General features: G+C 48.1%; 6 protein-coding genes and 1 CRISPR repeat array. Of the genes, 1 reads left to right on the top strand and 5 read right to left on the bottom strand.

Features of this window, described 5'->3' with window-relative positions:
• Nucleotides 1-10 precede the first annotated feature (10 nt).
• Both QUA07_RS29330 and QUA07_RS29335 read right to left on the bottom strand, forming a co-directional pair.
• The gene (locus tag QUA07_RS29330; RefSeq protein WP_333332630.1) at nucleotides 11-286 is read right to left on the bottom strand and encodes a hypothetical protein; all 276 of its coding nucleotides are present in this window, start codon (nucleotides 284-286) and stop codon (nucleotides 11-13) included.
• 13 nt (nucleotides 287-299) lie between these two features.
• Nucleotides 300-2366, bottom strand: a complete 2067-nt coding sequence (locus QUA07_RS29335) for a ShlB/FhaC/HecB family hemolysin secretion/activation protein (protein WP_333332632.1) — start codon at nucleotides 2364-2366, stop codon at nucleotides 300-302.
• Between the two features lie 125 nt (nucleotides 2367-2491).
• On the opposite strand from QUA07_RS29335, the gene QUA07_RS29340 reads away from it, so the two are divergent.
• Complete coding sequence (locus tag QUA07_RS29340; RefSeq protein ID WP_333332635.1) at nucleotides 2492-3091, top strand: hypothetical protein; 600 nt, start codon at nucleotides 2492-2494, stop codon at nucleotides 3089-3091.
• A 7-nt stretch (nucleotides 3092-3098) separates the two neighbouring features.
• On the opposite strand, the gene QUA07_RS29345 is transcribed toward QUA07_RS29340, so the two are convergent.
• From QUA07_RS29345 to QUA07_RS29355, 3 genes are all read right to left on the bottom strand, one after another.
• Complete coding sequence (locus tag QUA07_RS29345; RefSeq protein WP_333038163.1) at nucleotides 3099-4106, bottom strand: protochlorophyllide reductase; 1008 nt, start codon at nucleotides 4104-4106, stop codon at nucleotides 3099-3101.
• Between the two features lie 391 nt (nucleotides 4107-4497).
• The gene (locus tag QUA07_RS29350; protein WP_333332638.1) at nucleotides 4498-5616 is read right to left on the bottom strand and encodes an alkene reductase; all 1119 of its coding nucleotides are present in this window, start codon (nucleotides 5614-5616) and stop codon (nucleotides 4498-4500) included.
• A 124-nt stretch (nucleotides 5617-5740) separates the two neighbouring features.
• Nucleotides 5741-5893, bottom strand: coding sequence for a transposase (locus QUA07_RS29355; RefSeq protein WP_445242833.1), 153 nt, complete (start codon nucleotides 5891-5893; stop codon nucleotides 5741-5743).
• Nucleotides 5894-6003: 110 nt separating this feature from the next.
• A CRISPR array of direct repeats spans nucleotides 6004-7188; the repeat unit is 37 nt; unit sequence GTTTCAATCCCTGATAGGGTTTTAGGTTGTTTCCGGC.
• The last annotated feature ends 97 nt before the right edge of the window (nucleotides 7189-7285 follow it).

Consider the following 7285-nt stretch of genomic DNA (forward strand, 5'->3'; position numbering starts at 1 on the left):
CACGGCGACTTTACTCTCGATCGCACGCTCTCTTAACCCAGCCCACGTAATATGCGCTCGATATATTCAGCAAGCCCAATGTAGCTTTTTGAGCGTTCGTCAATCCCGTTGCCCCTCGAATATTCATACCTTCATACAGCCGATCGCCCATCAACGTCCTAATACAACATCCTGTCAGGATATCCCACAGTTTAATCGTGCGATCGAGGCCGCCACTTAATAAAATTTGACCGTCAGCGCTAAAGATGAAAGTGTTGGGCGAAGCGAAGCGTTCGATCGCACTCAACCCAACTTAAAATTTAGAAAGCAAAATAATTAATCCGAAAGTATAAGCCTTTTTCCTGCAAAGTTCGATCGCCCGATCGAGCATTTATCAAAGGAATACCGTAGTCGAGACGCACATTCAATCGATCGGCCATCTGCCAAACCAGCCCCAAACCTGCACCCAGCAGTTTGTCGGAGTCAGGGTTCGGCTTTTCTCCTGAATGGTTCCACCCTACCCCAAAATCGATAAACGGAGCGACTTGCAACAATCCTTGGACTTCCGGGACACGCCAAACCGGGATTCGCACTTCTGCAGAGGCGATCGCACCGCTATCAGTTAACAGCAAATCTTGGCGGTATCCGCGCACGCTTTGAACGCCACCGATCCCAATTTGTTCGAGGGAAAGCAGGGGGCGATCGGCTAATTGAATGTCAGAACGCACTATCAGCAAGGTTTCTGGCGCTAACAGCCGCACATACTGGGCTTGTCCGCGCCACGCCAAAAAGCGGCTGTCGGGCCCGCTATCGTTCGCAGTAGCGCCGAACAGATTAGTGCCGAGGGAAAACTGCGATCGCGCTGCGAACACTTGGTTGGAACTCCGCTGCACGTATTCTTGAAAAAAGCGCACAGCCGAAACCCGGGTTTCGCCGCGATCGTTTGCTCCCGCCGAAAGCGCAAATCCTTCCCCCGACAGGAATGTATCGCTTTCTTGTCGCGAAAAACTCAGTCCCAAAGCCAAAGTGCGATCGGGCTTTTCGACAATCGGCTGGCGGTAAGTTAACTCGTAAGTCCGCGATTTCCCCTCAATTTCAGCAGCATCAAACGGTTCCTCGATGATATTGGTGCTAGCAGCACTCGCAGCGAACCCAATCGTGCCGTTGCGCGCGTTGACGGGGACTGTGTAGCTGCCGTTGAATTCATTGCTGCCGTCGGTGTTAGCATAAGATACCTCTAATCCATCGCCCAAACCGAGTAAATTTGCTTGATTGATGCGAACACCGCGCCGAAAACTGCCGACGCTGGGCGATCGATTGTTGTCTGCGAACACTTCAGCGCTAAAGCTGTCTGCTTCTTTGACGCGCACTTCTAAGCGGCTGTTTTCCGGGCGGCTTCCGGCTTGCAATTCGGCGGAAATATTGCCAATTAAGGGGTCGAGTTGCAGCAGTTGCAAGGCTTCCAGCAACCGATCGCGGTTGAGGGGCCGTCTGGTAGCGCGCTCAAGGCGCGATCGCACGTAATTTGAATTTAAGCGCCTGTTTCCAGTAATCACAATTTCATCTAACCCGCCTTCTACAATCCGAATTTTCACCACACCTCCGTCTCTCGGAAAGCTTTGGTTGGCGAGAATTACAGCGCCGGAATTGATGTATCCTGCAGCTACATATTTTTGAGTGACTGCTGCTTCGGCTGCGATCAGTTCGGCAAAGGTGATTTCGCGGCCCGCAAACTGTTGCGTAACTTCTGCGAGTTCGCGATCGCTAAAAGCCGTGTTGCCCTCAAACTCAAAGCCAGCGACCTTAATTGTACCCGGAATCCCCGGTCTAATTTCGCTTTCAACGGGTGTTGGCTGGGTGGGTTGGAGGGGAGACGGCGCAGGCGGTTGCGGCGGCTCAGGAGCTGGTAATTCGGGTTCTCGCGGCAAAATTGGGTTGGGCAGTTGGGCCAGATGCGAGGCTCGATCGATACCCAAATCAATTTTTTGTCGGTCAATATTTTCTTCTAGCTTTTGATCTGAGTTAAAAAGCTCGGTTTCTTGAGTTATTGTGCTGAAAGTGCGATCGGTCTGAGATGTTGCACCATTGTCAATAAGCCTTTTACTGGCGGGCAGGATGCCCACCCCACAATCAAACTCACTCGTTGTGGAACAGGCATCTTGCCTGTTCTTGAGAATGGTGTAAGATGTCACATCCACTGAATTTGCCGAGGAAGGTGGAAAGTCGGGAGTTTCCGCCGCCACCGAGTGTTCTGACTCTGTGGGTAACTGCGTTTCCTCGTCTTTTACCGGCAAGTCTTCGCGTTTGTCAAAAGTGGTTTCGTTAGGGGCTAAAGCTCGATCGCCTCTGCTGCTAACTGCGGCCAAATCCTCAACATTTGAGGTCAAAATTTCAACGGTGCTAGCGGATGATTTCGCGGGTTTTGCCAACAAAACTAACCCAAAAAGGCCAGCGAATAAAAATAGTTTTTGCGAGCGACAAGCCATAGAATCTAATTATCTCGAATAATTGGGTGAAAATATTTTCCGCAATAGAGCACCCTCAAGTAAAAATCAATCTTAACAGCAAAAAAACGAAACAGCCGTCGCAGCTAACAGTTTCGGCGACGCTACAAACCAAAAGGTTGATCGACGGCTGTTCATTTCCCAAGACTTACGCACCAACCTGGTTCTTATCCGAAAAAATATCGTGTAAGTCGATGGTAAACGGTAAAAAAACCAAATTTTTTTTGTTGCAAAACCTACGCTTTCATGCTAACGCAGCGACCAGAACATTCCTGCACGCCAGGGTAAACCAGAAACCGGGTTGTGTCCGAAAAGACGCGCTACAACTGAGATATGGCACCCTTCTCAATAATCTTTTTATGAACAGGCAAGATGCCTGTTCCACAAGAGATGAATTTTCTTGTGAAACAGGCATCTTGCCTGTTCTTAATAATAGTGCAAGATGTGAGTTACAGCCTGCAGAGCCACTAAAAAACCCGGTTTCTTGGATTTTGGTGCATCATACCAAATCCGACTTTAATACCCCCTTTATTATTGAGTCCGCGTCTACCCACCTCCTGTGCGTAGACGCCGTTTCAACTGCCAAGCCCGATAAAGGGGATTTGTAACTTTGAATTATGCAGACCGGCCCGCACTAGCCGCAGCACCCATTTGGGCCCCGTCAGTCAATCCCACCAACTTAGCGCTCAACTCCCACATCCGCTCGCCTTTTTCATCATCGCGGGCCTGGGGAGAAACCTTTTGCACAAAAGACTTACCATCTTTTTTCTGGCGATTTCCCCAACTCCAATAAGCCCCAGATTGCTTGTATTCTGGATCAGCAACCACCATCGCCAGCCTTTCGCCCGCCAACTCCTGGGACACATAACCGCCGGTGATATTCTTCTGAAACAGCGGGAACAGCTTCTGAAATAAAGGATAGTGGTTGCGGAACAGCGGCGTATCCGCGACGCATCCCGGATACAGCGAAGTGAAAGTAATCCCGGTGGATTCGTGAAAGCGGCGGTGCAATTCCCGCATCGTCAGCACATTGCAAACTTTGCTATCTTTGTAAGCCTTGACCGGTTCAAACTTCTTGCCGTCAACCATCGAAATCGGGTCTTTGAAACCCGCTTCAAAACCCTCAAATTTGCCTAAATCCGGGCGCGGCGGAATCTTCCCACCCAACTCATCTGGATTGTGAGTCACAGTTCCCAAAATCACGATTCTGGCATCGGAATAATAGGAAGGCTTCATATTTTCCATCATCAGGTTACACAGCAGGAAATGACCCAAGTGATTGGTAGTCATCGTCAACTCGTAACCCTCCGGGCTCCGCAGCGGTTCCTTAATCAAAGGCATATAAATGGCCGCGTTACACACCAAAGCGTCCAGAGGCCTGCCGCTGGCCTTAAATGCGCGAGCAAACCGGCGCACGCTCTCCAAATCGCCCAAGTCAATCTCCATGATGGAGAAACTGCCTTCAGGTATGCCCAACTCGCGGGCGGCGTCTCCGGCTTTTCGCACGTCCCGACAGGCCATGACTACGTGCCATCCCTTGTCTGCGAGAGCTTTCGCGCCGTACAAACCGACGCCGGAGGAAGCGCCGGTAATGATAACCGTTGATTTGTGATTTTGTGCCATCTTGTTAAAAGCGCTTCCGCTATTGATTTTTTTCAGGCACTCAAACGCTGAGCTAGCAGCTTGGATGTTTGGAAGTACCCTATGGTTATTAGGATATGGGGAAACGTTCTCGATCTCAACTGGGAGCCTCTCACTTTTGCAGCCAAGCCCAAAAGTGGAGGCAGGAGGCACGAGGCAGGAGGCACGAGGCAGGAGGCACGAGGCAGGAGGCAGAAGAAGTGTTTTTACAAATAGGAGATGCTTGCTCTCAACGGCCGATGAAAATTAAATATGGCTCCAACTCCGACTTTTATTTTGAGAAACTAACCATAAATCTTTTAGGGGCGGGTTCACCATTATCTATGATGCACATACTCGGTATTTATTGATAAACCCGCCCCAACCAACTAAACTAAGAAATAGTGGCCGATTCCTGATATCTAGGGAAATCGATATAACCTTCAGGCCCAAAAGAATACCAGACGCCCATTTCAGCAGGCGGATTGAGCGGCCAACCATTAGTAAAACGCTCTACCAAGTCAGGATTGCTGATAAAATCCCGACCAAAAGCTATTAAATCCGCAAGTTTGCTGCTCAGGGCCGTTTCAGCCTGTTCTTGAGTATATCCGCAGTTGCCGACGAGCACACCTGTAAACACATCGCGAAACTCTCCTATCATCATCGGCGTGCCTAATTCGTGAAAGCCAAATGCCAGACCGTCCACCAAGTGAAGGTAAGCTAAACCATAGGCATTTAACTGCTCCGCGAAATACAGAAAATCTGCCCGATATTCGGGAGAACCCATATCATTGTAAATACCATTGGGAGAAAGTCTCACCCCTACTCTGTTGGCCGGAAATACTGTGATAATCGCCTCTACAATTTCTTTAAGAAAACGGTAACGGTTTTCAACTGAGCCACCATAGGAATCAGTGCGGTGATTGGTTTTGGTTTGTAGGAATGTGTCAATGAGATAGCCGTTTGCCGCGTGAATTTCTACACCGTCAAAACCTGCCATTTTTGCCCGTTCCGCCGCCTTGCGATAATCTTCTACAACCAGGGAGATTTCATCGGTTTCTAGAGCGCGGGGAGTTTCGTACGGCTGTTTGCCCACAGGGGTATGAATGTCTTCTCCGTTTATTTTGATGGCAGAGGCTGCAACTGGCAATTGATTGTTTTCATGAAAACTGCTGTGGGAAGCTCGTCCGCAGTGCCAAAGCTGCATGAAAATCGGCGTTTCGCGGGCATGAACCGCACTCACAACTTGTTTCCAAGCTTCGCCTTGTTCGTCTGAATAAATACCGGGCGTATTGAGCCAACCATTAGCTTGAGTAGAAACCACGGTGGCTTCTGTAATGATTAAACCAGCAGAGGCTCGTTGAGTGTAATACTCTGTCATCAAGGCGTTGGGTATCCGCGCTTCACCGGCTCTGGCTCTCGTTAGGGGTGCCATGACTACCCGATTTTTTAAGGGTAAATCTCCGATTTTGAAGGGACTGAGTAGGAGTGGAGAAGTTGTTTGATTGGTCATAATTTTGAGGTTGTCTCAACTGAAGAATCTGGGAAATTACATATAGCAACGGCCGGTGTTATGCTCCCAGGCGCAAGACATCCAAGGGTCGCCAAAATGTAAGCAATCAAACTCATCAAGCTGTTTACGAATTTGACTTTTTAGCCAAGGCTCTTCTTTGTTCAATTTTGTTAAACTCTGGAGAGTATGGCGGTAAATATAATAGTCTACACCCTGCTGTTTGAATCAATTCCTGAATCCGACCACTTTTATCAAATGTGAGATTATCCATCACCACTACCTGTGTTGTGACAAGTGTGGGAAGTAAACTTGTTTCCGGCTCAGAAGGAGTCAGGAGAAGAATACCCTCTTTTCTCCTGTCTCCTCCTCTGCTGAATACTTCCGAAAGTTTCAATCCCTGATAGGGTTTTAGGTTGTTTCCGGCTGGCTGCTTTGTCAAGTTTACGAAGTAGAATTGTCTGTTTCAATCCCTGATAGGGTTTTAGGTTGTTTCCGGCTTTTAGGTTAGAGGTTAAAATACCCGACGTGTTAGTTTCAATCCCTGATAGGGTTTTAGGTTGTTTCCGGCGTCTAACACAACTGATGATATTACCGGGCTAAAGTTTCAATCCCTGATAGGGTTTTAGGTTGTTTCCGGCGTTCCTCAGCAGTATATCCAGCAACTAGAACAGCCGGTTTCAATCCCTGATAGGGTTTTAGGTTGTTTCCGGCCTGGGAATGACAGCAGGTACGATTTACCAAGGTCTGTTTCAATCCCTGATAGGGTTTTAGGTTGTTTCCGGCTCACCATTTTGCGATCGCGTTCAAAGCCAGCGAGTTTCAATCCCTGATAGGGTTTTAGGTTGTTTCCGGCGGGATGCTGAATTTGCGCTCAGAATGCTATCTTGCGTTTCAATCCCTGATAGGGTTTTAGGTTGTTTCCGGCGGTCCTATATCTGTTCCCGCTCCATCGCTTCATTTGGTTTCAATCCCTGATAGGGTTTTAGGTTGTTTCCGGCAATCTAATTTATTGAATAGCATTATGTATGGGATTTGTTTCAATCCCTGATAGGGTTTTAGGTTGTTTCCGGCCTATTAATGACGAGCCGATCGCCGAGGAAGATTTTAAGTTTCAATCCCTGATAGGGTTTTAGGTTGTTTCCGGCCGGTGCTTCATTTGTTAGCTTAGGTATGGCTCCAGTTTCAATCCCTGATAGGGTTTTAGGTTGTTTCCGGCGCGGATCTAGTTTTCAGAGAGCTGTACAATGGTTTGGTTTCAATCCCTGATAGGGTTTTAGGTTGTTTCCGGCGATTAATGAATCAAAGGCTTTATGATACTCTTGTTTCAATCCCTGATAGGGTTTTAGGTTGTTTCCGGCTTCAGAACAAATCTGATGAATTGAAGAATGCACCTGTTTCAATCCCTGATAGGGTTTTAGGTTGTTTCCGGCTGTACGAGCAACCGTATCAACGTTGGTCGCGAAGTTTCAATCCCTGATAGGGTTTTAGGTTGTTTCCGGCTCTGTCTCTTCAGAATCCCTCGCTTTTGCGGTGATGTTTCAATCCCTGATAGGGTTTTAGGTTGTTTCCGGCGATTAGACAATCTCTAGAACTGTTATAGTTATTTCAAATAAAAATGAGACACTAAGTTGCACAATAAGCGCGAATAATCTCATCAAGAGATGTGGCA

This window comes from Microcoleus sp. T3_A4 (genome assembly GCF_036700465.1).
GTDB lineage: Bacteria > Cyanobacteriota > Cyanobacteriia > Cyanobacteriales > Microcoleaceae > Microcoleus.

What these genes read in the sequence shown, in the direction of transcription:
- QUA07_RS29345 (WP_333038163.1), bottom strand. Translation starts at nt 4,106, where the DNA reads ATGGCACAAAATCACAAATCAACGGTTATCATTACCGGCGCTTCCTCC.
- QUA07_RS29350 (WP_333332638.1), bottom strand. Translation starts at nt 5,616, where the DNA reads ATGACCAATCAAACAACTTCTCCACTCCTACTCAGTCCCTTCAAAATC.